Annotated in this window: 24 protein-coding genes and 1 tRNA gene; 6 read left to right on the forward strand and 19 right to left on the reverse strand. The window is 49.6% G+C overall.

Annotated elements, in window-relative coordinates:
• Window positions 1-93: 93 nt before the first annotated feature.
• Complete coding sequence (gene wecB / locus LKE23_RS04250; RefSeq protein ID WP_291978225.1) at window positions 94-1,224, reverse strand: non-hydrolyzing UDP-N-acetylglucosamine 2-epimerase; 1,131 nt, start codon at window positions 1,222-1,224, stop codon at window positions 94-96.
• 373 nt (window positions 1,225-1,597) lie between these two features.
• Between wecB and LKE23_RS04255 the strand changes: the two genes are divergently transcribed.
• Window positions 1,598-2,728, forward strand: a complete 1,131-nt coding sequence (locus tag LKE23_RS04255) for an IS30 family transposase (RefSeq protein WP_291978226.1) — start codon at window positions 1,598-1,600, stop codon at window positions 2,726-2,728.
• A 27-nt stretch (window positions 2,729-2,755) separates the two neighbouring features.
• On the opposite strand, the gene LKE23_RS04260 is transcribed toward LKE23_RS04255, so the two are convergent.
• The 5 genes from LKE23_RS04260 to LKE23_RS04280 all read right to left on the reverse strand — a co-directional run bounded on the left by LKE23_RS04260 (window position 2,756) and on the right by LKE23_RS04280 (window position 5,832).
• Window positions 2,756-2,998 carry a Txe/YoeB family addiction module toxin gene (locus tag LKE23_RS04260; protein ID WP_291978227.1) on the reverse strand — a complete coding sequence of 81 codons (243 nt, stop codon included), beginning with the start codon at window positions 2,996-2,998 and terminating at the stop codon, window positions 2,756-2,758.
• Window positions 2,991-3,260 carry a type II toxin-antitoxin system Phd/YefM family antitoxin gene (locus LKE23_RS04265; RefSeq protein WP_291978228.1) on the reverse strand — a complete coding sequence of 90 codons (270 nt, stop codon included), beginning with the start codon at window positions 3,258-3,260 and terminating at the stop codon, window positions 2,991-2,993. Before LKE23_RS04265 ends, LKE23_RS04260 begins: the two co-directional genes overlap by 8 nt.
• Window positions 3,261-3,364: 104 nt before the next feature.
• A tRNA-Arg gene (locus LKE23_RS04270) sits at window positions 3,365-3,437 on the reverse strand.
• 61 nt (window positions 3,438-3,498) lie between these two features.
• The gene (locus LKE23_RS04275) at window positions 3,499-4,803 is read right to left on the reverse strand and encodes a DEAD/DEAH box helicase (RefSeq protein ID WP_291978229.1); all 1,305 of its coding nucleotides are present in this window, start codon (window positions 4,801-4,803) and stop codon (window positions 3,499-3,501) included.
• Window positions 4,804-4,815: 12 nt separating this feature from the next.
• Entirely contained in the window at window positions 4,816-5,832 is a 1,017-nt protein-coding gene (locus tag LKE23_RS04280; protein ID WP_291978230.1) for a Gfo/Idh/MocA family protein, read from the reverse strand.
• 164 nt (window positions 5,833-5,996) lie between these two features.
• On the opposite strand from LKE23_RS04280, the gene LKE23_RS04285 reads away from it, so the two are divergent.
• Together LKE23_RS04285 and LKE23_RS04290 are read left to right on the forward strand one after the other, a co-directional pair.
• On the forward strand, window positions 5,997-6,359 hold the full coding sequence (locus tag LKE23_RS04285) for a DUF4828 domain-containing protein (RefSeq protein ID WP_267201564.1): 363 nt from the start codon (window positions 5,997-5,999) through the stop codon (window positions 6,357-6,359).
• Between the two features lie 132 nt (window positions 6,360-6,491).
• A complete protein-coding gene (locus LKE23_RS04290) occupies window positions 6,492-7,415 on the forward strand; it encodes an IS30 family transposase (RefSeq protein WP_016496620.1) in 924 nt (307 codons plus the stop codon).
• 36 nt (window positions 7,416-7,451) lie between these two features.
• Here the strand turns inward: LKE23_RS04290 and LKE23_RS04295 are convergent, their stop codons facing one another.
• From LKE23_RS04295 to LKE23_RS04320, 6 genes are all read right to left on the reverse strand, one after another.
• Window positions 7,452-8,021 (reverse strand): TIGR00730 family Rossman fold protein, encoded by a 570-nt coding sequence (locus tag LKE23_RS04295; protein ID WP_291978231.1) that lies wholly within the window; start codon window positions 8,019-8,021, stop codon window positions 7,452-7,454.
• Complete coding sequence (locus LKE23_RS04300) at window positions 8,014-8,943, reverse strand: lactate/malate family dehydrogenase (protein WP_291978232.1); 930 nt, start codon at window positions 8,941-8,943, stop codon at window positions 8,014-8,016. Before LKE23_RS04300 ends, LKE23_RS04295 begins: the two co-directional genes overlap by 8 nt.
• A 74-nt stretch (window positions 8,944-9,017) precedes the next feature.
• Complete coding sequence (locus LKE23_RS04305; RefSeq protein WP_291978233.1) at window positions 9,018-10,568, reverse strand: glutamate--cysteine ligase; 1,551 nt, start codon at window positions 10,566-10,568, stop codon at window positions 9,018-9,020.
• A gap of 185 nt (window positions 10,569-10,753) precedes the next feature.
• A complete protein-coding gene (locus tag LKE23_RS04310; RefSeq protein ID WP_291978234.1) occupies window positions 10,754-11,422 on the reverse strand; it encodes a type 1 glutamine amidotransferase in 669 nt (222 codons plus the stop codon).
• A gap of 136 nt (window positions 11,423-11,558) precedes the next feature.
• Window positions 11,559-11,936, reverse strand: a complete 378-nt coding sequence (locus tag LKE23_RS04315; RefSeq protein ID WP_291978235.1) for a hypothetical protein — start codon at window positions 11,934-11,936, stop codon at window positions 11,559-11,561.
• A 70-nt stretch (window positions 11,937-12,006) separates the two neighbouring features.
• Entirely contained in the window at window positions 12,007-12,945 is a 939-nt protein-coding gene (locus LKE23_RS04320) for a nucleoside hydrolase (RefSeq protein ID WP_291978236.1), read from the reverse strand.
• A 617-nt stretch (window positions 12,946-13,562) separates the two neighbouring features.
• Here LKE23_RS04320 and LKE23_RS04325 point away from each other — a divergent pair.
• Genes LKE23_RS04325 through LKE23_RS04335 form a run of 3 tightly spaced genes read left to right on the forward strand, consistent with a single transcriptional unit; the run spans window position 13,563 to window position 15,356 of the window.
• A complete protein-coding gene (locus LKE23_RS04325; protein WP_291978237.1) occupies window positions 13,563-14,699 on the forward strand; it encodes a 5-methyltetrahydropteroyltriglutamate--homocysteine S-methyltransferase in 1,137 nt (378 codons plus the stop codon).
• A gap of 22 nt (window positions 14,700-14,721) precedes the next feature.
• Complete coding sequence (locus tag LKE23_RS04330; RefSeq protein ID WP_291978238.1) at window positions 14,722-15,198, forward strand: S-ribosylhomocysteine lyase; 477 nt, start codon at window positions 14,722-14,724, stop codon at window positions 15,196-15,198.
• A gap of 29 nt (window positions 15,199-15,227) precedes the next feature.
• On the forward strand, window positions 15,228-15,356 hold the full coding sequence (locus LKE23_RS04335; protein WP_291978239.1) for a hypothetical protein: 129 nt from the start codon (window positions 15,228-15,230) through the stop codon (window positions 15,354-15,356).
• Window positions 15,357-15,408: 52 nt separating this feature from the next.
• Here LKE23_RS04335 and LKE23_RS04340 read toward each other — a convergent pair whose 3' ends face one another.
• The 7 genes from LKE23_RS04340 to LKE23_RS04370 all read right to left on the reverse strand — a co-directional run bounded on the left by LKE23_RS04340 (window position 15,409) and on the right by LKE23_RS04370 (window position 23,116).
• Window positions 15,409-16,020, reverse strand: coding sequence for an acyltransferase (locus LKE23_RS04340; protein ID WP_291978240.1), 612 nt, complete (start codon window positions 16,018-16,020; stop codon window positions 15,409-15,411).
• A gap of 573 nt (window positions 16,021-16,593) precedes the next feature.
• Window positions 16,594-17,724: an IS30 family transposase gene (locus LKE23_RS04345; protein WP_291976173.1), complete on the reverse strand. Its 1,131-nt coding sequence runs from the start codon at window positions 17,722-17,724 to the stop codon at window positions 16,594-16,596.
• Window positions 17,725-17,915: 191 nt separating this feature from the next.
• The gene (locus tag LKE23_RS04350) at window positions 17,916-18,818 is read right to left on the reverse strand and encodes a restriction endonuclease (protein ID WP_291978241.1); all 903 of its coding nucleotides are present in this window, start codon (window positions 18,816-18,818) and stop codon (window positions 17,916-17,918) included.
• A gap of 70 nt (window positions 18,819-18,888) precedes the next feature.
• The gene (locus LKE23_RS04355; RefSeq protein WP_291978242.1) at window positions 18,889-19,536 is read right to left on the reverse strand and encodes a CatB-related O-acetyltransferase; all 648 of its coding nucleotides are present in this window, start codon (window positions 19,534-19,536) and stop codon (window positions 18,889-18,891) included.
• Between the two features lie 134 nt (window positions 19,537-19,670).
• Entirely contained in the window at window positions 19,671-20,591 is a 921-nt protein-coding gene (locus LKE23_RS04360) for an alpha/beta fold hydrolase (RefSeq protein WP_291978243.1), read from the reverse strand.
• A gap of 96 nt (window positions 20,592-20,687) precedes the next feature.
• Window positions 20,688-21,704, reverse strand: a complete 1,017-nt coding sequence (locus LKE23_RS04365) for a hypothetical protein (protein ID WP_291978244.1) — start codon at window positions 21,702-21,704, stop codon at window positions 20,688-20,690.
• A 206-nt stretch (window positions 21,705-21,910) separates the two neighbouring features.
• On the reverse strand, window positions 21,911-23,116 hold the full coding sequence (locus LKE23_RS04370; RefSeq protein ID WP_291977204.1) for an IS110 family transposase: 1,206 nt from the start codon (window positions 23,114-23,116) through the stop codon (window positions 21,911-21,913).
• Window positions 23,117-23,363 lie beyond the last annotated feature (247 nt).

Genomic DNA, 23,363 nt, shown 5'->3' on the forward strand with positions numbered 1-23,363 from the left:
GCATTTTCAGTCATCAAGCATAAACTTCAGTGAACAACAAAATAATAAAAACCGCCTGCCAGCTGGCTGATTGTCTGGCTGGAAGGCGGTTTGCTATTTTGCGCTTAGATAATGATCAATAATTTCAAGAATGTGCTCGCTGGCGTGCCCATCGCCAAAAGGATTCGGCGCGCTGGCGATTTTGCGGTAGGCCCGGTGATTGTGCAGCAGCTCAAAGACCGCCTGCTGGATGGTCGTCGGGTCGGTGCCGACGATTCGGACAACCCCCGCGTCGACCGCTTCCGGCCGCTCGGTTTTCTCCCGCAGGAGCAGCACCGGCTTATGCAGGGCCGGCGCCTCCTCCTGGATGGATCCCGAGTCCGTGATGATCAGGGTGCTGCGGGCCGCCAGGTTCAGGAAGTCCCGGTGCGGCAACGGCTTTACCAGGTGGATCCGCTCATGTTCCCCCAGGATGTCATTGGTCAGATCCATGATTTCCGGATCGTCAACCACCGGATAGATCAGCTCCACGTCGGGGTTGGTTTGGACAATGTCACGCATCGTGTGGAAGACCCGCTTCATCGGGGCCCCCACGCTTTCCGGACGGCGCATCGTCAGAACGATCACCCGGTGGTCCGCCGGCAGCTGGTCGAGGAGCGGACTGTGAAATTCGGTCGAGAGGGCCTCGCGGACGGCATCGATCGAGGTGTTGCCAGTGACGTAGATCTGCTGGGCCGGATGGTGCTCCGCCAGCAGGTTGTCCCGGGCGCGGGTCGTCGGGGCAAAGTAGAGATCGGCCAGGTCGTCGGTCAACCGGCGGTGCATTTCATCGGGGAAGGGCAGGTTCTTGTCGTAGGTCCGCAGCCCGGCCTCGACGTGTCCCAACGGCAGGTGTTGGTAGAAGCTGACCAGGCTGGCCGCCAAACTGGTCGTCGCATCCCCGGCCACCAGTAACATGTCGGGCTGGCTGGCCTTCATGACGTTGTTGAGGTTGTGGAGGAGCTTGCTGAGCTGCTCGACCAGGTCGTATTCGGGCGCGTCGGCCACGTCGAGGTTGAAGTCCGGCCGGATGTTGAAGCGTTCGATCGCCTGCAAAAGCTGCGACTGGTGCTGCTGCTGCGCCGTCGTCACGATCACCGGCTGCCACTTGTCCGGCTGACGACGCATCAGTCGGATGACCGGGATGAGCTTGAGCGCCTCGGCCCGCGTCCCGAAGAGCAGCATGATCTTGTATGGTGCCTGCACGTTGAATCCCCCTTTAGCATTACTATTGTTCATTATACGCTCAAGAAGGTGGCATTGGCGATTTATCGAGATTAATTAGATTTTGACACTCCAGAAATTATCTGTAATAATGAAATTGAACGAGTCCAAAGGGCCCTAGGAGTAGGTGTTGGACTAACAAAGCCTCAGTTCTGTGCATTTGCACAGTTACTGAGGCTTCTGTTTTGAATATTAAATTGACTAATTAATAATGATCCTTGCAAGAGTAAATATAAATGGTGGATTATAGAATGAAGTTAGCCACCTAATTGGTGGTAAATGCAAAAACGCCATTCGGCGTGACATCAGGTATCATATTAAGTGAATCAAACCTATATGAAAGGATGTCCGTCAAATGACGCACTTAAATGATACCATGCCCACTAACCTCTTGGCCACTCATCGCAAATATGCACACCTTACTAAAGAAGAGCGAGTGATGATTGCGACTTTAAAGTCGCAAGGACTTTCCAATCGCGCAATTGGTCGCCAATTAGGAGTTAATCATCAAACAATTAATAACGAGCTCAACCGTGGTACGGTCCGCCAACTTCGTCGTCAAAAATCTAATGGTAAGATTTACGAATATTCTTACTACATCTATAGTTATGAAGCTGGTCAGGCCACATATCTTGAACATCACCGCCATTCTGGTCGTCGTCGCTTATATTATTCTTCAAAGCAATTTTTACGATTAGCTGATCAGCTAATGCTTGGTGAGTTTGACGACCACCATTACTCCCCACAAGCGGTTATTTATAAGGCTCGAGATTTAATGAATGATGGCACCCTGATCCCAAAGTCGGTTGTAACTTTATATCAATGGATTAATGAGGGTGTGCTTCGTACGTCCAATTTAGACCTCTTTGAAAAACCTAAACGTAAGCATCATCAAACTCATCCGCAAGCTAAAAGGTGCTTAGGGCCTAATATTGCTCAACGACCTCAAACTGCGGACCAACGGTCCGAAATTGGCCATTGGGAACTGGATACAGTTCAGGGACAGAAAAACGGTAATGACAGTGTTGTACTAGTAATGACTGATCGCCTTTCACGAGTTAATATCACGAGTAAAATTGCTGGTAAAACTGCGCATGCAGTAAATCAGTTCTTTATAAATTTGCGCCAGAAAATGGGCACAGATGCTTACTATCGCATTTTTAAGACAATAACCTCTGACAACGGTTCAGAATTTAGTGAGTTAACACAAGTTCACGATCATGTTTTCTATGCTGATCCGTATTCCCCTTGGGAACGTGGATCCAATGAGATCAATAACCGGTTTCTCCGCAAGGAGATTACCAAAGGTGAAGCTATAAATAACTATAGTAGTGCTCAGATCATAGCGACTAATGATTGGATGAATCACTATCCACGAGCTATGTTTAATGGACATTCGTCAATGGATATCTATCGTAAGGCCTTCTACCAAGAGATATCACAGCTCCATCAACCAATAATCAATTGGTCAGTATTATTTATTTGAGTCCAGTGGCTAACTTATTCTTGAAATTTAGGAGTAAATATAAATTGTTGTTTCATCAACCTTATAGACTAAACGATCTTCCAGATTAATTCGTCGAGACCATTTACCAGATAAGTTGAACTGCAAGGGCTCCGGTTTCCCTTCTCCATCAAAAGGATGTCTATCAATATCTTTGATGAGTTTATTAATTTTATTGACGACCTTCTTTTGACCTGTTCGATGCCAGTACATATAATCGTCCCAGGCATCATCTGACCATGCCTTAATCATGATTAAATTCCTCAATCAAGTCATGCGTCTTAAAAGAGCCCTTCTCGAATTGCGCATCCCCTCGCGCTATCTTGGCCATCAAGTAATCATTATTGCTAATTGTTAATGTTTCCATGATTGCATCGTAATCATCCTTTGATATTACAACAACATTATCTTGAGGATTCTTATTCGTTACTATCAGGGGTTCATTGTTAGTATTTACCTGTTTGAAATATTCTTTTAATCCCTTGCGAAAATTTGAATAGGCTACTGCTTCCATTTTCTTACCCCCTTTTTATTATATATAAATTGTACAACATTCTGTACAGTTTTTCAAAATTAATGCAAAAAAACGCCAGCCCAGCGTGGGCGTGGCGTTATCAATGATCCCATCCGGGCTTGAACCGGAATCGACCGCTTAGGAGGCGGATGTACTATCCAATTATACTATGGGACCAAACAAAGAATATTATCGCATTTTACCGGGCATTGGTAAAGACGATAATATTCTTTTTCTTTTAGTTGCCGGCATTCTTGCGGCGGTGCTTGAGCCGAATGCCCTTGTTCTTACGATTCTTCTTGTGGTGCCGCTTCTTTGGCTTGGTGAAACCAGCCAGCGTTTTGTGAACGTGCTTTTCCACGCTGCCGTCGTCGCGCTGAGCCTCCTGCAGGTGGTGGCTGAACTTACGCTTCAACGAAACCGTCGCCTGCCCCGCCACCGGCTTCTGGTCGGTCAGTTGGTCGTTGGCGATGTACATCTGAATTAGCTTGACATCGGTCTCGCCCACCAACTTCTTCAAATCCCGGATGTCGTGGTCATCCCCGAGATTCAAAACCACGCCAGGCTCACCTTGGCGACCAGTCCGACCCGCCCGGTGAATGTAGGTGTTGGTCGTCTTCGGCAGATCAAAGTTAACCACACCCGGCAGCTTCGGGATATCCAGGCCCCGGGCCGCCAGATCCGTCGTCAGCAGCAATTTAATCTGCCGCTTCCGGAAGAGCCGCATCGCACGCTCCCGCTGGGTCTGCTTCTGCCGGCCGCCCAGGATGCCAACGTTAACGTGCTCGTGCTTCAGCCGGCTGGCCGCATAATTGAGCGTCCGGGTGCTGTTGAAGAATACCAGGGCCCGAAAGTCCTTGACGCTGGCCAAACGCCGTAGCGTGGCGGTCTTCTGCTGGTTCGTCCGTGCGGTCAGGTAACCGTGCTTGACCGGCCCCCGCGATTTGTCAGTGTCGCGAACGTCAAAGACGACGATGTCCCGGCCAAACATGACATCCAGATCCTTGAAGACCGGTGACATGGTGGCGGAGAAGAAGGCCAGCTGGGTGCTCAGCGGTGTGGCCCGCTCGATATCCTCAACCACGGCCTGGGTATCGTCCTGAAGCAGGTCGTCCGCCTCATCGATCACCAGGGTCTGTAGGTGGCCAAGCTTGAGGTGATGGTTATCCAGCATGTGGAGAACCCGCCCCGGCGTCCCGACGACCACGTCCGGATGCTCATGCAGCTTTTTGACCTGACGATACAGGTTGGCGCCCCCGGTCAGCGACTGGACCTTGACCCCGATCAGGGTCGCCCACTCACGCATCACCCGGGCGGTCTGCAGGGCCAGCTCCTGGGACGGCGACAGGACTAAGATCTGGGTACCGGTCCCCGGCATGACCTTCGGCAGCAACGGCAGCGTGAAGGCCAGGGTCTTCCCCGATCCAGTCGGGGCAATCCCGAGGACTGACTTGTCGTTTTGCAGCGCTTCGGCGACCGCGGATTGGATCGCGGTCGGCTCCTTATAGCGCGCGTTGAAATGTTCCTGAAATTGTTTAATCAATTCAACATCATCCTATTCTTCCTTGTCTGCTGGGAACGTCAGGTTGGCGGACTTGCGCAGCGAGTACATGATGGAGTTGACCGTGCGGGCCAGGTCCAGCCAGTGCTTGTACTTTTCCTGTTCCTCTGGGTCGTCCGGGTTGTTGAAGAGGTCGGCGAAATCGTTCATTTCGTCGGTCATCGAATTCTTGGCGACCGGTGCATCCAGGACGTGGGCGTTTTGGTCGGCATCATAGTAGGTAACGTGCTTGGTGTCAAAGATGCTGTCAAAGACCAGGGTGTCCTTCAAGCCGTACACTTCGGAATCGAGGTGGGAGTTGGCGGTCTTCCCAAAGTTCAGGGTGACCGAGTAGTCCTGGTAGTTCAGGATGGCAACCCCCTTGGCGTCGACACCGGTCTTGGCCAGGGTTGGGAAGTAGAGAACGGACGTCGGCGCGCCAAACAGGGTTACCGCACCGTAGACGGCGTAAACACCGAGGTCCATCAGCGCCCCACCGGCGAAGTCGAGGGTGAAAATGTTCGGGTAGGGCTTCGAGTCGGCCAGCACCTTGTCGTAGCGTGACGAGTACTTCATGACGGTGATCGTCCCGCCCTGGCAGTGCTCCTTCTTCATTTCATCAAACTTGGCGACCGCCTGCCGGTAGAGCGGCGTGTGGATGTGCCGGGCCGCTTCGACTAGGCGGGCCTTCGGGTGAGCGGCCAGCAGTGATTCGATGGCCTCGAATTCGGCCGGGTTAACGAAGGCCGGCTTCTCGACGATGATGAACTTGTCGTTTTCGATTGCCAGACGCACCTGCTGGTAGTGCAGGCTGTTCGGTGAAGCCACGTAGACCACGTCAAAATCACCGTCTTCGAAGAACTTGTGCAGGTCATCGTAGTATTCGGTGGCGCCGTATGGTTCGCCGTATTCCTTGGCCCGGGCCATCGTCCGCGAATAGACGGCCGTCAATTGATATTTGCCGGTCGTCTTTGCTGCATCTAGCATCTGATCAGTGATAATGTGGGTTCCAATAATTCCAAGCTTAAGCATGCTGTATTTCTCTCCCTTTACGCAGATAGTTTTGCTTACTCTAATTCTAACAATTATTGCGTGATTTTAACAGAATTGAAATCTTCTCATAATACAAAAGTGTGTATAATATTGATGATGAAAAATTAACTTATCACTTAATTAATTGAGGAGACTGATGGAATATGAAGAAAAAGGGAATGTTACTTTTCGGCGCGGGACTGATGGCTGGGCTCAGCAGTACTTTTGGGTTCAGTCACGCGAAGAAAAGCAGCAAAACGACCGCGCTGCCGATTTTTTACACGGGCACTTGGCAGTATTATGATAAGGAACGCGATCGCTCCCATAAAATCACCATTTCTCCTGAATTAAAACTGGGAATCGATGATCAGCCGATTCCGGCCACCGTCCAGCAGATTCAGGCCGACAAATTAGTATTCCTCGATAAGTTCGGCTACCACATCACCATTCGGGCTAACGAGAACCGTCCCGTTTCCCTCACCGATGAGGCCGACGATCAGATTTACACCATTCAACCACTGCAATAATTCACGCCGTTTCTGCGGCGTTTTTTATTTTTGGTAGATTGTAAAATTTAAGTTGAACATTTAAGTGGACAGAAAAACCCATCAAGGTCTTTAATGGTGTTACCGTACAATCCATTAGAAAGAAGGGCCTTGATGAGCACCACTATTTTATCATTCCAGAACCGTGTTGTCATTGAAACACTTCATAATGAAGGACGTTCCTTGCGATACATCGCTAACTACTTAGGCTTTAGTAAGACCACCATCTTTAACGAACTTCACCGGCTAAATAGTGAGTACCAGGCTGAGCTAGCGCAAACTGACTTTGAACAAAAGGTTAGTCAACGGGGGCGGAAGTCTTCGCTCACTAAAAACCTTAAACACTTGGTCGAGGAAAAGATTCAAGTCCAGAAGTGGTCCCCTGAACAAGTTGCCCATGTGGTTGGGATTGCCTACAAGACGGTCTATAACTGGATTGATCAAGGCTGGCTTGATGTACAGCTACCCGATTTGCCTGATCATGGAATTCGTCGTCATCGTGCTAAAGAAAAGCGTGGTACGTTCAGTCACGGCCGCTCCATTGAGGAGCGTCCTCATAAAGTCGAAACTCGCCAGGAGTTCGGCCACTTTGAAGCTGATACCGTACTTTCTGGCAAACGTAAAGGTCAAGCTGTGGCTACTTTTGTGGAGCGTAAGAGTCGCCTGACAATTGTTAAACGGCTCCATGGCCGCGACAGTCAGTCTATGACTCAAGCCGTACTTGAACTAGCTAGTCAACTTCAAGACAAGCTCAAGACGCTGACCGTGGATCATGGGAAAGAGTTCGCTAACTATCAGACAATTGAACGGCAAACTGGTACTCCGGTTTATTTTGCCCATGCTTATTCACCACATGAACGCGGTAGTAATGAGAACCGTAATCGAGTTTTACGGCGCTTTATTCCCAAGGGACAAGCTATTGAAGAGCTGAGCGATCGCCAGCTGGTTCAAATCAATTGGTATCTGAATTCCCGGCCACTTAAATGTCTTAATTGGCATACACCGATCGAGATCTTCCTGCTTAATCTACGTCATTAAATTCGTTCAAGTTATTTCTTGCAATCTGCCAATTCTTTATTTGTACTGCCGCCGCAGCGGAGCCCGGTAGCTGTTCATGAAGTCCAAGATCTGGTTGAAATCGTCGCTGAAGCACAGGCTATCCAGGTAGCGCTGCTCCATGAAGCCGGCCCGGTTCATCGCCACGAGCTGGTCGCGGAGGGGATCGTAAAAGCCGTCCAGGTTGTAGAAGGCGACCGGCTTGGCGTTGTCGCCGAGGGTAATCCAGGACGCCGCCTGACTGATCTCCTCAAGGGTCCCCAGGCCACCGGGCAGGGCCAGCATCCCGTCGGCCAGCTGCATCATTTCCTTCTTGCGCGTGTCCATGTCCGGCACCACCCGCAGATCGGCGATGGCGTCAAAGGTGACGCCGCGACTGGCCAGCTGCTTGGTGATGATGCCGTGCACGGTCCCGTCGTGGTCGAGGACGCCCCGGGCCACGGCGCCCATCATTCCGTATTGGCCACCACCGTAGACCAGGTCAATCTGGTGCTGGGCCATCTTAGTGCCGATCTGTTCGGCAATCTTTTCGTAGTCGGGATTCTTTCCGGCACGCGAACCACAGTAAACTGCTAGTTTTTTAATCATTATCTTTCCCCATCCTTTGCATGGCCGCCACCTGTTGTTGAATCGTCGTGGCGGCCGTTTTAATTCCGGCCTCTTCAACCGGGTAGAGCTTCAGTAACAAGAGGTTGCCCACGCCCTGGCAACCGATCAGGGCCGGGAAGCTGACGTAGGTCGAGTATTGTGGCTGGTAGATGGCCACCGGCAGGGCCAATTGCTCATCGGTCAGGATCGCGCTGATGATCCGCTGGGTCCAGGCGCAGGCCGCGTGGGCGTTGTACCCCAGCCCCTGCAGCGAGTACCAGTTGCTCAGGTCGGCGTTGACCTTCAGGCGCGATTGGTCGAGTTTGCGGCCGTTGATCGTCGCGTCCAGTGGCTGGCCATTGACCCGAACCGTCGACCAGGCAAAGACCTGCTGGCCGTCGTGCTGGCCGTAGACGAAGCCCCCCACGTTGGTCGGCGATAGCTTGGCGGCGGTGGCCACGGCACGGTGGAGACGAGCCGTGTCGAGGACGGTTCCAATCCCCAGCACTTGCTTGGCCGGCAGGAGCACCCGCTGCTGCAGGTAGGCCGTCACCGCCTCGTTCGGATTAGCTAGGTTGACGATGACACCCGCGAAGCCGCTCGCGTGAATTTGCGGGGCAATCGCATCCACCAGCTCCCGGTTGGTAGTCAACTCCGCCATCGGTTCTTCCTGGATCAGCTGGCTGTTGCCGGCCGCCACCACCAGCACTTGAGCATCTTTCAGGGCCGCGTAGTCCTGGATGACAATCTGGGGCTGGTGGGCCAGGGCAACCGCGGCATCCGCCAGGTCGCTCTGCAGGCCCAGCGCCAGCTGATCATCTTGATCGATCAGGACCAGCTCGTCAACTGCTTCCGTCACAAGAAGCTGGTGGGCGAGCAACCGACCTACGTGGCCCAGCCCAATAATTCCAATTTTTCGCATTTTTATCACCTTTATTTCCCGGGTAATTAAAGGAGCATCGTGGCCACTTGCTGCCACGATGCTCCTCCCTTTACTTATTTGTTGATTTCTAATGGTTCTTCTTGGAACGCCCGGGCCTCTGGAAAGGCGTCCAAAACGAACTTCCTGACATCCTTGTTACTGAGATCAAGGTCTTCATCGGGCTGGTAGATCTCCTGGTGGTCGTCCACGCTCAGGACAACCTTGTCATCCTCCAGCAGGACCGAGATGCCGAGCTCGATGCCCGCCCGAATCAAGCGCTGAACGTCATCCGAGTAGGTGTCGCTGATCGCCTGCAGTGGGTGCTGGTAACCGATGTTAGCGGTGTAGCGGTCGTTGGCGATCTTCAAGCCAAATGACAGCAGGTTGCCGTTTTCGATCTGGTCGGCCAGTTGCCCACTGATCGTCAGGCTCGGATCATCAATCCGCCGTTGGGCAAAGGTCAGGGCCAGACGGTATTCCCGTGGGGCGTTGAATTCCGCCACGAAGGTCTGCAGCTCGGCCATCAATTGGTTGGCGGCTTCCTTCATCCAGTCCGCCTCTTCCTGCGGCTTCTGCAGGGCCACCTCGTTGTTCTGCTTCCGAGCCTCAGCCAGCCGATGAGCTAAGTTATCCGGCAGTGGCGAAACAATGCTGTCGAGCAGGAGCAATTCCAGGAAGTTGATCGTGTCGTCACTGATCCCCGTCCGGGACAGCGGGTCGAGGTCGAAGTTCCGGAACTCGATGTAGTTGATCCCGTTCTTGAGGATCCCCATCAGGTCGTTGTTGTCGTGGTTGTGACGCCGCATCCGCACTGGCCCGAAGAATTCTTTCAGGCTGTAGAAGGAGCCATTGTCGATGTAATTTTGGAGCTCCGTAAAGTGCTCCTCCAGGGAATTATAGGTGACCTGTTCCGTCGCCAGGTTGTCATCCCCGTAGTTGCTGCAGCGCAGGCTCCGAACCGGCAGTTCGAGGTCATCCGGGAAGCTGTGTGGCATGTCCTCGGTGACCGGGCTGGCACCGAAGAGGTAGGTGAAGAGCCACTGGTAGAGGTAGAAGCTCTGAGCCAGCTTAAAGTAGAGATGGTTCTGGAAGTCAACCAGGCTGTCGTAACGATCCGTGTAGAAGCGCTGATAGAGTTCCTTGACCAGATCACTGTTGAGGCTGAAGTTGACGTGGACGTCCCCTAAGATTTCCTGGGCGATTCCGTACTTCTTGCCGAGGTAGTCGTGGTTGGCCTGGTCCCAGGGCTTGGTAAAGGCCGTCTTCAGGTAGTCCAGGTCATTCTGGTAGAGCGGCGCCGGGGCCATGCTCAGTGGCCACAGGCGCTCGTCGCTGTGCAGCTGGGCAATCATGATCTGCTCCAAAACCTTCAGGTGACGCACGGCCCGCTTGCTCCCAACAACCGGGGCCGTCTCAAAGTCAATCATGTCATCAGTGTAGCCCGAATTTAGGTAAACATTATGTTTTCGAGAACGCAGATTAGCTGGATATGGGTAGCGGCTCGCCCGCCCGTTCGTCAGCACCCGATGCTTCTTAACCTCTAGTCCAAAGCGACAGGCAAACATCTGGGCATTTAGTGCCGGCTCCTTTAATGCCGCCTTGATCGCATCGTATTTTCCAGTCATCGCCTTCACACCCCCATCTTTTTATCTCGCAATCCACTCTAACACTTTTGGGACATAATGAGCAAGATTTTAATTTAATTCATCAGCTTTTGGTTGTCTCCCTTTCAACTACCTAAAATCCTAGCTGAGACAAAAAAGGACAGCCGACGTGAAAAAAAGCATCTCACGAGGACTGCCCTAATTATTTACTTGACAATGTAATCCAAAAGTTTAAACATCACTTGCTGATTTTCGGCCGGCACACCATGAGCAATGATCTCCGCCGGCGTCTGGTGAAGGTCGTTGCCTTCGAGCGGATACTGGTCATCGTTGACCGCCATCTCGCGGACGTTGTCGAGCTGTGGTTCGAAGTGGAACTGGAGGCCGATAACGTTTGTGCCGAGCAGGAAGCCTTGGTTCTTCACCAGGTCACTGGAGAAAAGCAGCTGTGCTTCGGCCGGCACCTGGAACATTTCCTCATGCCAATGCAGGGCCACCAGCTTTTCCGGGATTCCCGGGATCACGTCTGACTGCCGGTAGACCGGCGCCCAGCCGATTTCCTTGTGCGGGGCCTTGCCGATCTCGTAACCCAGCGTCTTGGCGATCTGTTGGGCACCGTAGCAGGCCCCGAAGATCGGCCTGCCCTGGTCGAGAAGCTGCTTGATCAGGACCCGCTCCTGCTTGATCCAATCGAGGTCGTCGTTAGGACTCATCGGGCCGCCGAGGATGACGAGCAGGTCCGTCTCGTCTGCCGTCGGGAGGTTGCCAAACTGGTAGGGATGGTAGACGTAGAATTCATGATTGTGAAGGTGGGCCCAGTCCTGAATGGAGCCGGGACCTTCGTTCGGCGTGTGCTGTAAAACATTGATTCGCATGTTGATCCTTTCCATCGACGGCAATGTTGGATTAGGTATCGCCTGCAAGTACCCTAGTTGGTCACATTTTAGCACAATCCGGACAATTGGGTAATCACCTGATCAAATTTATTTCCCGGGAAATGATTGTCCGGATTTAATCATCGTGATCCGTCTTCGGGGCGGGATGGGCCAGCCGGAGTAGTTGAACCTCTCGTTCCGTGGCCACGCCGTCATTATAGCGACGGGCCCAGTAACGAACCTGGCGCGTCGGCAGCCAGGATTTCCCAACCAGGGTCTGGGCTATTCGGGGTGCCGCAGCGGGACCATACCCCTTCCCCGGGCGGACCCGCTCCAGGTGCCAGCTCGGCCGGGAAATTAATTTAGCGCCCGGAACCCGCTCGTGCCAGCGCGCCTCGTAGTGCCAGTTCTCCGTCTGCCAATCGTATTTGACCTGGTGGTATCCAGCCTTGGATTGACGACTTGCCTGGGCTTCGGGCGGGATCGGCCACGGAGCCGTCTGTCTGAGTTTCACCTAACTCCCCCTTTCATAAGGAAAATCCAGAATCACTCCTCGGTGAGAGCAATTCTGGACCCTACATTTATTACTCGAGGTGAGCGGACTCGGCCAGCTCATCCATTGTCTTGAAGAAGGCATCCTTGTCCGCCTTGGTGACCAGGGTCAGTGGGCGACCATCGGCAGTCTTAAAGGTCCGGCCAGCTGCCTGCCCCTGCGTCTTGACGTCCGCCGTGGTCTGGATCGTCTTGACCAGGTCTGGGTAGAGACTGGACAGGGTCGTCAGGACGTCCCAGAGGTAGTAGGTTGAATCGGCTTCGTCCGCTAAGACCAGCGAGTAGCCCTGGCCAATCAGGTCGATGGCCGGGTACTTGCGGAGACTGGCCCAGTGAAGGCGCAATTCCTTGGTCAGCGGAATCTCTTCGGTACTCTCGAGGCCGACCATCTGAATCTTGATTTTGGAATCAAAGACTGCCTTGACGGCCTCCGGATCCCAGAAGGCATTCCACTCGGCAGTCCCGTCAAAGCCCATTTCATTGACGTTACCGTGACCATCCAGGCAGCCGCCCATCCAGTAGAGGCATTCGATCTTGTCCTGGATGCCTGGGTCCGCCTGCAGGGCCCGGGCCAGGTCAGTCAGCGGGCCGGTCATGATCAGGGTTACCGGACCGTCCGCCTGGTTGATCTTTTCGACCATGTCCAGGTGAGCGGGTTTGGCCGCCTGACGCGTCTTGATGGTGCCGGACTCGTTCAGCATCGGAAAGGCGTCAAAGGAGAATGAACTCAGCCGCCAGTTAGATGGGAACTGGTGGTGGGCCCGGGAATCGGACTTGGCGACTTCCAGCGGGTCGTGGTGCTGGTTGAAGCGGTCGATGATCTTCCGGGAAGCCTCGACGGCCGGATCGACGTAGCAGTCGGCGTCAACCACCCCAACGCCAAGCAGCTTGATGTCCGGCACCTGAAGCAGGAGCAAAAGCGAAACCAAGTCGTCGACGTTGCCATCGTGATCAAAGTAGACGTTTTTCATGATAAATACCTCCTATTTGAGTTGAGTATATCATGGATTGCGGGCCGGCAGATTAACGTTTTCAGCCTAAATCGTTTTACGATTGGCAAGAAAATTTTAGGATGAGTTTTTTCATGATTAATATTTCCTGGGAAATGGTGACGGACGATTGCAGAATATTTTTCTCATCATTTTATAATTTTGCTTTTCCTATTTATATCTTTTCTTATTGTCCCTTTTACCACATCAAATTTACAAATCACTGTTGACAGCTGAGAAAAGTGTGGTTACAATAATGACAATCAAATTAGAAATTGCTTAGAAGAGATGAGTAGTGACCTGAAGTCATCACAGAGAACCGGGGAAGGTGCGAGCCGGCATGATGGATCTTCACGAAGATGGTCTTGGAGCAGTTGCGAGGTGTGAGCCGCTTGGTTAGCACCTCACGGGAGACGCCCGGTATCGCGTCTGGGTCTACCATGGAAATGGTGTACCTACTGAGGATTGGGCAGTGATGCCCGGTTAAACAAGGGTGGTAACACGTTGAAAAGACGTCCCCGCAGATGAGCAAATGCTTTTCTGCGGGGATTTTTATTTACCCTGAGTTAGCTTTTACATGAAGAAAGGATCGATGTTTTATGACTGAATTTACTACACGCACGACTTCCCCATTTCGTTTTGACATTGTCGGCTCATTCCTACGTCCCCAGGAACTGAAGGACGCCCGCGCCAAGTACGCCAAGGGCGAGATCAGCAAGCCCGAGCTGACGGAGGTTGAAAATCACTGTATTGAAGATTTGATTAAAAAGGAAGAAGCGGCTGGCTTGAAGGCCGTGACGGACGGTGAATTTCGGCGCAGCTGGTGGCACCTCGACTTTTTCTGGGGCCTGGGTGGCGTTAAGAAAGCCATTTTGAAGGAAGGTTACCACTTCGCCGACGAAGAGACCCGTCCAGAAACCGCCCAGCTTACCGGCAAGGTCACTGGTGAAAATCACCCCTTCGTTGAATACTTCAAGTTCGTCCGTGACCATGTCAGTCCAGGAACCCAGGTCAAGCAGACGATTCCCGCACCAGCGCAATTTTTGGAGGAGTTCCTGCGACCAGAAAATCAAGCCAATGCGAAGGAATTTTACCCGAACCTGGATGAGCTCGACCATGACGTAGCAGCTGCCTATCACCAGGTAATTGAGGACCTATACGCGGCTGGTTGTCGAACTCTCCAGTTAGACGACTGTACCTGGGGTATCTCGGTCAACAACTTCGCGAACCTAAAGAAGAAGGATCCAAACGCTGATACGTCACAGCTCAAGGCCCTGCAGGAACGCTTCTTAAAGGTTAACAACGAGGCCATTGCCGACCTGCCAACGGACCTAACTATCAACACCCATGTTTGCCGGGGCAACTACCACTCCACCTGGGCCGCGGCTGGTGGCTACGGACCAGTGGCCGACACCCTGCTGGCCCACGAAAACGTCAAGGCCTTCTACCTGGAATACGACAGCGACCGCGCCGGTGGCTTTGAACCGCTCGCCGCTGTACCAGACGACAAATACGTGGTCCTCGGGCTGGTCACCTCCAAGAGCGGTGAGCTGGAAGACAAGCAGGCAATCATTGACCGGATCAATGAGGCAGCGAAGTACCACCCGCTCGATCACCTCTGTCTCAGTCCCCAATGTGGGTTCGCGTCAACGGAAGAAGGTAATATTCTGACGGAAGAGCAGCAATGGAACAAGATCAAGCTGATTAAGGAAATCGCCGAAGAAGTTTGGGGCTAATTTAGAAAGGAAGTTTTTCATTATGGCTAAGGTTGAAAGTTTTACATTGGATCACACAAAGGTAAAGGCACCCTACGTTCGTTTAATTACCGTCGAAACCGGGCCTAAGGGCGACAAGATCAGCAACTACGATCTCCGCCTCGTCCAGCCGAACGTCAACGCCATTCCAACGGCCGGGCTGCACACGATCGAACACCTCCTGGCGGGTCTGCTGCGTGACCGCCTCGATGGTGTGATTGACTGTTCGCCCTTTGGCTGTCGGACCGGCTTCCACCTGATTACCTGGGGCGAACATTCCACGACCGATGTCGCTAAAGCGCTGAAGTCTTCACTGGAGGAAATTGCCTACAAGACCAAGTGGGAAGATGTCCAGGGCACGACCATTGAATCCTGCGGGAACTACCGTGATCACTCGCTCTTCTCCGCCAAGGAATGGTCGAAGAAGATCCTGAGCGAAGGGATTTCCGACCAGCCATTTGAACGCCACGTTGTCGAATAATCTAGCATCCACAGGAAGGGATGATCCAAATGAACATCACCAATTGCCTCAACACGAACCTGCTCGAAATCAAAGAGCAGGAGCAGCAAAAATCCAATCAACAACATCCACAACATCCCAATAATTTCTGGCAGAAAATTTTGAACATCTTTTCCTAATTAAATGACCGCCGAGAGTGAATTGCCCTCGGCGGCCATTTTGGCGTTTTGCTTAGTTTTCTATCTTCTTAATGAGGCGGGCTGGCACCCCGCCGACCACGGTGTTGGCTGGGACGTCCTTGGTGACCACCGCACCGGCAGCGATCACAGCGTTCTCCCCCACCGTGACGCCCTGCAAGATGGTAGCGTTGGCCCCAATCCAGGCATTCTTGCAAATGTGGATTGGCGCGGGGATGAGGTCATGGCGGTGAGCCGCAGCCAAACCGTGATTCAGCGTCGCCAGGACCACATGATGGCCGATCAAAGCGCCATCGTCAATCGTGATGCCGCCCTGATCCTGCATGGCAACGCCAGCATTGACGTAGATGTGCTTGCCAAACTTGATGTTGGCGCCGAAGTCAGTCGTAAAAGGCAGGATCACGGTCACCGTCGAATCGACTGGGCGGCAGGTCAGCTCGGATAAGGCCGCCTGAATCTCCTGGTGATCGTGATAACCGGTACTGATTTCGGCCAGGATCAGGTTCGCCCGGGCGGTCATCTTGGCACTCATCGCCATTTCCGGAGAATCATGCTTGATTGGCTGACCGGTCTGAACGTAGCGGCGGAAATGCGCAAGCTCCGTTGGATCAACTTGACGTAGGTTGGTTTGCTCTTCTGGTGTCATGATATTCTTCCTCCTTATTTAGATTTATAGTCATTTTTTATGCCTGTCATTTTTTAACTTCTGCCTGCCATATAGCGGTAATAAAATAGCCAATGGGAATCTCCCACCGGCTATTTTAGCTTCTTTGCCTTAATTAACCCAAGTTAGCCATATCAAATATAAATTAACAACTCATTTCGACAAAGTTGTTTGTCCCCCATGCGTATGGGGAAAAACTTATTGCTCATTTGATTGATACGAAGAATGCCTCATGTGCATGGGGAAAACATCGCATGAGCAACTTGACAGGCAGCATCCACAGGATCACCCCCATGTGCATGGGGAAAACACTAGCAGATCCCAAGTGAATTGCCGAAAGGTCTTCAAGGCAAAATCTATTTCTCTTAATTTCTAAACTTACGAAGACTAGTTAAGAACTTTTATAGCATTATGTTCTTACAATTAAAGTGTCCCAAAACTAAATTTTTGGCATTCAATGGTACGCAAATTGAAAGCTCGGATCCTTTAAGTTTTCTGACTTTTGAGGATTATAAGAAAAAGCCCTAAATTTCAAGAATAAGTTAGCCACTGGACTCAAATAAATAATACTGACCAATTGATTATTGGTTGATGGAGCTGTGATATCTCTTGGTAGAAGGCCTTACGATAGATATCCATTGACGAATGTCCATTAAACATAGCCCGTGGATAGTGATTCATCCAATCATTAGTCGCTATGATCTGAGCACTACTATAGTTATTTATAGCTTCACCTTTGGTAATCTCCTTGCGGAGAAACCGGTTATTGATCTCATTGGATCCACGTTCCCAAGGGGAATACGGATCAGCATAGAAAACATGATCGTGAACTTGTGTTAACTCACTAAATTCTGAACCGTTGTCAGAGGTTATTGTCTTAAAAATGCGATAGTAAGCATCTGTGCCCATTTTCTGGCGCAAATTTATAAAGAACTGATTTACTGCATGCGCAGTTTTACCAGCAATTTTACTCGTGATATTAACTCGTGAAAGGCGATCAGTCATTACTAGTACAACACTGTCATTACCGTTTTTCTGTCCCTGAACTGTATCCAGTTCCCAATGGCCAATTTCGGACCGTTGGTCCGCAGTTTGAGGTCGTTGAGCAATATTAGGCCCTAAGCACCTTTTAGCTTGCGGATGAGTTTGATGATGCTTACGTTTAGGTTTTTCAAAGAGGTCTAAATTGGACGTACGAAGCACACCCTCATTAATCCATTGATATAAAGTTACAACCGACTTTGGGATCAGGGTGCCATCATTCATTAAATCTCGAGCCTTATAAATAACCGCTTGTGGGGAGTAATGGTGGTCGTCAAACTCACCAAGCATTAGCTGATCAGCTAATCGTAAAAATTGCTTTGAAGAATAATATAAGCGACGACGACCAGAATGGCGGTGATGTTCAAGATATGTGGCCTGACCAGCTTCATAACTATAGATGTAGTAAGAATATTCGTAAATCTTACCATTAGATTTTTGACGACGAAGTTGGCGGACCGTACCACGGTTGAGCTCGTTATTAATTGTTTGATGATTAACTCCTAATTGGCGACCAATTGCGCGATTGGAAAGTCCTTGCGACTTTAAAGTCGCAATCATCACACGTTCTTCTTTAGTAAGATGAGCATTCTTTTTATGAGTAGTCAATAAAATAGTAGACATGGTATCATTTAAGTGCGTCATTTGACGGACATCCTTTCATATAGGTTTGGTTCACTTAATATGATACCTGATGTCACGCCGAATGGCGTTTTTTATTTACCACCAACTGGGTGGCTAACTTCATTCTATAATCTACCTATAAGAAAAAACACCTGTTTCTTTCAGTTGTAAGTACACACTATATGGCTGAATGGTCCACATAATCATTAGTTCTAGTCCTCATCTAAATAAAAGCTCTTCAGGCGATAAGTCGTCACCGGTTCAACATAGTAGCGATATTTAGCCACCAAATCGCAAATCTGATCGCCATTGATTAAAGTAATAATACGAGTACCCTGCCGCGCCGTTCGTACGGCATCCCGCGTGAAATCGGAATTGGTAATAAAGATACCAAACTCAGCGTTGTATTTATCCATTGCACCGCGAAATTTGTCAATCTCGGGCGCCGATACCTTCCCCTGCCAGCGCTTTGCTTGTAAAGCCACCCGGGTCGTCCGATAATCATCAGACCGAACGTAACCAAAACCATCCAAGCCACCGTCGGCAACGTACTGAACACCAATCGTATCATCCACATCAACGCCCATTTTCTTGAGCAGGCCACGGCAGAATAGCTCAAACTTCTTCGGATTCATTCTCATTAGTGCGTCCAGGAGCTGCTGACGCCAAGAATCTTCTTCGTCATCTGTGGACGTTTCTTCGATGATTGCGGTGCTATTACTTTTCTGTGCTGTCTCTTCTCCCTTAGTACTATTATGATGTGGGAATTTAGGCTCCGAAATTGCTCGAACGTCTTTATCTGCATCAAAGGAAGTCAAATCAACGTTTCGTCCTTTTTTAGAAAGCGCAAGTTGATAATTTCCCAAATCATCAATAAACCCAGCTAATATCAAATGTTTAACGGCAAAGTTAAATTTCCATTGAAATGGGTGGTATATCTTTCCAGTTTTTTTCGATCTTTTTTCCTGATCAATTTGTTCTTCGGTGAAACTAGTTGAGTTTTCTCGCAAGTCCTGCAGAATTTCTTTTCTTGTCACTTGACCGCCCAAATTATGCATCGATATCAGGATGTCTTTCATTGCTTTATTTTCAATTTCAGTTTGTCGATTTGCCATTTTATTGCTCCCTATTTTGGCTATTTTTTATTACCTACTTTTCATTGTAGGCTTTCCCTTTTCAGCCCGTTTAATTACTCTCATCAAGCTTTTCTTTGATCTCAGCCAGCTTCACAATCGCCTCTTCTACATCAAGCGTGGTTAGCAGCGGAATAATCCGATCAAGCAACTCATCGGGAAAGCTCCACCATTTAATCTGCTCCAGCTTTGCGATCGTCTCATCATCAAACCTTGAGCGAATTAGCTTAGCAGGATTTCCGCCAACGACCGTATATGGCGCAACGTTTTTCGTCACGACTGCCTGAGCACCAATGATTGCACCATCGCCGACCGTCACGCCGGGCATGATCGTCGCCTTTCTGCCAATCCACACATCATTACCAATCACCGTATCGTTGCGCTTGAGATCCTGACGACTTACCTGGGTCAGTTCCCGCCATTCGGGTGAAAAAGTATTAAAAGGATAGGTTGAAATTGACTTAATTGAGTGATTCGCACTTGCCATCAAAAACTCAACCCCCGTCGCGATCGCACAGAACTTGCCGATCCTGAGTTGATAGGTATCGCGCGGGTTGTTGTACAAAATATGGTTTTGACTGAACTTCGCCGGTTCCTCATCGCGTGCTAAGCTGTAGTAGCTATGCTCACCAACATGGACATTCGTCGGTAAATCAATTCCTGACAGCATCAAGGTCGTTTCGCTATATTTGTTGGCCATTTTAATCCCCACTTTCTTTATACAGTTACTAATGCAATATTATAGTAGTACGAAATAAGCATCGGCTTTAACGGGTCGATGCTTTTATTTTTTCCAAATTAGCAGTCCACTCTCAACGACCCATGTGCCAGCAGCTATCCTCTTGGATACTGCCGCCCAATCCAGTCAATAATATACTGCATTACTTCTTCCTTGTTATACTCATGCAGGATTTCATGTCGAGCTCCCTTAAATAGCTTAAGAGTCACCTTTGAACACCCAGCCACCCGTAGTAGGCGCGTCAGTTTTCTAACGCCCTTACCAAAATCGCCAACCGGGTCCTGAGCACCCGAAATGATCAAAAGCGGCAAATCATGCGGCATTGCCTGAATCGATTTCTTCTTGTTGGCAAAATGAGACAGGTTAAAAATCCCCCGATACATGTTAACTGTCGGACGAAATTGCTGATAAGTGTCTGCTAGGTATTTATCGACTTCTCGCGGATCGCGATTTATCCAATCTGAACGGGTACGATTCGGCCTAAAATTGCGATTGAACGAACCGGTGCTCAATTGTTCCAGTAATTTGCTCCGGTAATCAGGTCCCCTGAATAGTTTAATAATTTCGGCAATTGCAATTCCCAATCCAGTTAGCAGCTGCGATTGCTGGCCAGTTCCCATTAAGATTGCTCCCGCTAGCTGATCATCACCATACTTAGCCAGATACAGTCGGACAATGTAAGAACCCATCGAATGCCCCAACATGGTATAAGGAAGGTTGGGGTAGCGTTCCTGCACCTGCCGCTTGAGGAGACGGACATCCTCCACTAAACTTTCCCACTCGTCAGGAAATTTTCCATAATCATCTTTTTGCCTGACAGTTTTGCCGTGGCCAACATGATCATTGCCGACCACAATGTAACCGGCCCGATTAGCAAAGTGGGCAAACTGATCATAACGCTCCGTGTACTCAATCATGCCGTGCACAATTTGAATAATCCCAACTGGGTGATCGACTTCCCACATGACTGCGTAATTTTCACGTGGGCCATAGTACCAGGACTTTTTCTCCGTCATTGCTTTTCCCCTATCCTTCATCAGTAATTATCTTTAGTATAACGGATCTTGGAAAGCGGTTACAAGTAGTCTTAATGTACCCGGTATGGTTGGCATTTAACTTTCGCTTTGTCTTACCTCCTCGCTATCTTTAATCACAAGCTGCTGAAGAACCTCCGCCGTGTGGCGGTCGCGATACTGGTAGTGATTCGATAATGATAAATTTGAATTTAGCATCTTGATGATCTGGTCGATATCCATATTGTCCGCAACGGTGTTTACCAGAATATTCAAATCCTTCACCTTGCGCCTCGTCCGCCGGGTTCCCTGCAAATACTTAACAAACTCTTCCGCATTAATCGTTTCTAAATTACTCAGTTCAACCAGGTGCAACTGATCCTGAAGCACCTTGCTGTCATACCAGCCCAGCAGCTTGTTCAACTTTTCCCGCTGCGCCAGGCATTCCATGACGTACTTGAGACTATCGAAAAATTTAGAAGCGTCATACCGTGCGAAGTCAATCTGTGGCTTCTCCTTTGTCTTGTCGGTTACCGACAGAATTTCCTGGTCGGTATCATCAAAATGATCGACTAACCGCTGACTAAGCTGGTCGATTCGCCGCGTTATTTGATCAGTTTCCCAAGTCGACATGTTCTGTTCACCCGATCCATTGTCCCAAACTATTTCCCCCGTCCGTAGATTTAAAACCCGCATCGAGTAGGGGTTCAGCTCAGGGAAATTGCTCCAAAAGCGTTTATTGGTCGCGATGCTTCCCGCGGTGGCAACCGCCTTACTTGCCTCATCCCAGCGGCGGACGCGATTACCGAACGGATAAATGAAGCCGCCATTATCATATAAAGTCGTGTCCAGAAAGTAGTAATTATCGCCGACCTCAACGGCGACCGCAAAGAGTTTCATGTCCTTACTAATCTTCTTTGCCATTTTCGGACTGACCCATTCCGGCCACGATGCCTCTGGCACAACTTTCTCTTCCATCTGTTCCTTAGGCTCAGCAGTCGCGTTAATTGGCGAAAGATTATCGGTCCCGATCTCGTGAATATAAAAACGCTCTTTCTTTTTCGCACCAAAAATAGTTGGAAAGTCCTGGCGCAGACGACTAAGTTCCTCTGCCACCTCCAGCTTTGTATCCCAGGAACGATGATCTTCAGCTTTTTTTCTACCATTAGTCAAGCCCCACAAGGAATTTGATTTAGAATTAGTTGTTGAGATGGTCTGAAGGGTATTCATTCAAAGAAGCTTAGGAGTTTAAGGGTATACTAAATAAGCCCATGGCCTTGGTTATTTTGACCATTGGCTGTAAAATGAATCATGACCTAATTTTAGCGATTTATATGGGTTTTAGAATAATCGTAAAACTGGTCATTTTTTACAAGATGATACATCGTACGGATTAGGCGATGTATTGCACTAATGGCAATCTTTTTCGTTTGTGGCGAAGAGGATTGCTTTTTTCTTTTTTGATAAAAGTCCCCAATGTGGTTGGGGTGGTAATGAGAAGCGATTACACAATTCAGAACGGCTTTGTATAGGAGTTTACGCGCAATTGCGTTACCACGCTTGCTAATCGTATCTTTTGCCACAAACTTACCGGATTCATAATGTCGAAAATCAATTCCAACGAATGCATTCATAGCGTTACTGCTCTTGAAACGTCGAATATCACCAAATTCCGCAATCAAGGTCACTACAGTGGTTTCACCAAACCCGGGAATACTAATGAGGTTTTGAAATTCTGGCAACTCCTTAGCGATCGCTACCATTTGCTCAATTAAAGCTGCTTTTTGCTGGTTACCATCAATCAACTGTTGGGCATAGTAACAAAGTTCCATAACCTTGGGAGAATCAGCTGTTACGGCTGGATAAGCTTGCTTGCTTAATCCCACCAGACGGTGGGCAATTCGTTGAAGATAAACGCTGGTAACTTTCTTTTTTGAAACACTGGCTAAAAAGGTAATTATCTGTTTTTCGCTTTCTAAGAGCACAAACGATGGGTGGGCATAATGTACTACAATTTGCCAGTAAAATTCACCGTCAGTAACGCTGAGCAGTTGCTCAAGCTCAGGGAAAGTTAGCTGAAGAATCTTATGTAATCGGTTTTTCAGCCGAACCACGTCATTAGTAACGTTTTGATAAAAGCGGTTGAGATCCCGCAAGTTTTGGTAGACCGGTGCTTCTGGGGAGGTCAAACGGTGATGTCGATAAAAACTACTATAAGCAAGGTTCTGTGCATCATTAACGTCTGTTTTATTGTAGCGGAAACTGGTTAACTCAATTCGGGCCTGCAAGGGATTCAGTCGTACAAATTGGTAGCCGTTATCAGTCAAGAATCGTTCGAGCCGTCGAGAATACACTCCAGTGGCTTCAAAGACCACTTCGGGGTCGGTGTAGGCATCTAGGGCAGCTTTTAACTGATTGAACCCCACCATATCCAAACTCAGTTTGGCCTCGTCTACTAAGTGTTCATTAACTACCACCGCAACGTTACAAGTTTTACTGCTAACATCAATTCCAAACACACAACGCATTAATATCATCTCCTGTATGAAGTTCAATTCTTTTAAGGGTAATTATTCCAATTTTCAATACACGACCTAAGAGCCAACAGACTTCGAACGAAATAGGGATACCCGATGAAGTTGCCAGTTTAGTTCACGACCTCATGGGTCAAAAAAGCCTTCGACATGTCAACTTCATCACTACTTTAACAAAAAAGTAGCGAAATCAATCACCCCGTCGAGCAATTGATTTCGCTACTAATGTTAGTCTGTTTAG

The sequence above is a fragment of the Limosilactobacillus sp. genome (genome assembly GCF_022482365.1).
GTDB lineage: Bacteria > Bacillota > Bacilli > Lactobacillales > Lactobacillaceae > Limosilactobacillus.

What these genes read in the sequence shown, in the direction of transcription:
- LKE23_RS04255 (WP_291978226.1), top strand. Translation starts at nt 1,598, where the DNA reads ATGACGCACTTAAATGATACCATGCCCACTAACCTCTTGGCCACTCAT.
- LKE23_RS04260 (WP_291978227.1), bottom strand. Translation starts at nt 2,998, where the DNA reads ATGATTAAGGCATGGTCAGATGATGCCTGGGACGATTATATGTACTGG.
- LKE23_RS04265 (WP_291978228.1), bottom strand. Translation starts at nt 3,260, where the DNA reads ATGGAAGCAGTAGCCTATTCAAATTTTCGCAAGGGATTAAAAGAATAT.
- LKE23_RS04280 (WP_291978230.1), bottom strand. Translation starts at nt 5,832, where the DNA reads ATGCTTAAGCTTGGAATTATTGGAACCCACATTATCACTGATCAGATG.
- LKE23_RS04285 (WP_267201564.1), top strand. Translation starts at nt 5,997, where the DNA reads ATGAAGAAAAAGGGAATGTTACTTTTCGGCGCGGGACTGATGGCTGGG.
- LKE23_RS04290 (WP_016496620.1), top strand. Translation starts at nt 6,492, where the DNA reads ATGAGCACCACTATTTTATCATTCCAGAACCGTGTTGTCATTGAAACA.
- LKE23_RS04295 (WP_291978231.1), bottom strand. Translation starts at nt 8,021, where the DNA reads ATGATTAAAAAACTAGCAGTTTACTGTGGTTCGCGTGCCGGAAAGAAT.
- LKE23_RS04300 (WP_291978232.1), bottom strand. Translation starts at nt 8,943, where the DNA reads ATGCGAAAAATTGGAATTATTGGGCTGGGCCACGTAGGTCGGTTGCTC.
- LKE23_RS04305 (WP_291978233.1), bottom strand. Translation starts at nt 10,568, where the DNA reads ATGACTGGAAAATACGATGCGATCAAGGCGGCATTAAAGGAGCCGGCA.
- LKE23_RS04310 (WP_291978234.1), bottom strand. Translation starts at nt 11,422, where the DNA reads ATGCGAATCAATGTTTTACAGCACACGCCGAACGAAGGTCCCGGCTCC.
- LKE23_RS04320 (WP_291978236.1), bottom strand. Translation starts at nt 12,945, where the DNA reads ATGAAAAACGTCTACTTTGATCACGATGGCAACGTCGACGACTTGGTT.
- LKE23_RS04325 (WP_291978237.1), top strand. Translation starts at nt 13,563, where the DNA reads ATGACTGAATTTACTACACGCACGACTTCCCCATTTCGTTTTGACATT.
- LKE23_RS04330 (WP_291978238.1), top strand. Translation starts at nt 14,722, where the DNA reads ATGGCTAAGGTTGAAAGTTTTACATTGGATCACACAAAGGTAAAGGCA.
- LKE23_RS04335 (WP_291978239.1), top strand. Translation starts at nt 15,228, where the DNA reads ATGAACATCACCAATTGCCTCAACACGAACCTGCTCGAAATCAAAGAG.
- LKE23_RS04340 (WP_291978240.1), bottom strand. Translation starts at nt 16,020, where the DNA reads ATGACACCAGAAGAGCAAACCAACCTACGTCAAGTTGATCCAACGGAG.
- LKE23_RS04345 (WP_291976173.1), bottom strand. Translation starts at nt 17,724, where the DNA reads ATGACGCACTTAAATGATACCATGTCTACTATTTTATTGACTACTCAT.
- LKE23_RS04350 (WP_291978241.1), bottom strand. Translation starts at nt 18,818, where the DNA reads ATGGCAAATCGACAAACTGAAATTGAAAATAAAGCAATGAAAGACATC.
- LKE23_RS04355 (WP_291978242.1), bottom strand. Translation starts at nt 19,536, where the DNA reads ATGGCCAACAAATATAGCGAAACGACCTTGATGCTGTCAGGAATTGAT.
- LKE23_RS04360 (WP_291978243.1), bottom strand. Translation starts at nt 20,591, where the DNA reads ATGACGGAGAAAAAGTCCTGGTACTATGGCCCACGTGAAAATTACGCA.
- LKE23_RS04370 (WP_291977204.1), bottom strand. Translation starts at nt 23,116, where the DNA reads ATGCGTTGTGTGTTTGGAATTGATGTTAGCAGTAAAACTTGTAACGTT.